Origin of the sequence: Aliivibrio sp. A6 (assembly GCF_028765505.1) — a bacterium.
GTDB lineage: Bacteria > Pseudomonadota > Gammaproteobacteria > Enterobacterales > Vibrionaceae > Aliivibrio > Aliivibrio finisterrensis_A.
This window is the reverse complement of sequence record NZ_JARACR010000118.1, coordinates 1-615: the sequence shown is the minus strand read 5'-3', so window position 1 is coordinate 615 and position 615 is coordinate 1. Positions and strand designations below refer to the sequence as shown.

General features: G+C 39.5%; 1 protein-coding gene. It reads right to left on the bottom strand.

What is annotated here, in order from left to right; genetic code table 11:
* Positions 1-3: 3 nt before the first annotated feature.
* A partial coding sequence (locus PVK70_RS18865) for a transposase (RefSeq protein ID WP_274441718.1) occupies positions 4-615 on the bottom strand: 612 nt, incomplete at its 5' end.

The following is a 615-nucleotide window of genomic DNA, read 5'->3' as shown; positions in this document are numbered from 1 at the left end:
GGTTCATCGCGGCTTTCCGGGGAAAGCCGCTTTTATCTTCATAAAGAAATAGTCCGTATCCCTGTAGCCATACCCCATTCTTTTGATTAACTTAATTTTGTTATTTATTCCTTCCAGTGTACATGTATTTAATCGATATAAAGACGAACTAACAATTCCGTGAAGGTATGGTTTTAACTTTCGTGCAAAACTGATTAGTGGTTTGATCCCACTCTCATTTACCTGTTGCCACCATACATCCCATAGTTCTATTGCCTGCGTTTCTGAGTCACAATACCAGAGCTCTTTTAATTGCTCTCCTAGCAAATGAGTCACCATTAAATCGTGGTTTACCGAAAGTATTTCATCTAAATAACTCTGTTGATTTGCGTCTAGATTGTCTCTATTTTTCAAAAGGATCCAGCGTGAACGCTTAATCCAACGACGAGCTTTTTTGTCTTCTTTGAGTTGATTCGCTTGATCTACCCTAACCCTATCCATTACCTCTCGTCCATATTTGGCTACCACATGAAAAAGATCGTATACAATACGCGCATTAGGGCAATGAGCTTTCACTTCGAGATCGAAAGCTGTATTCATATCCATAGCCACTGCTTCGATATTTTCGGCATGCTT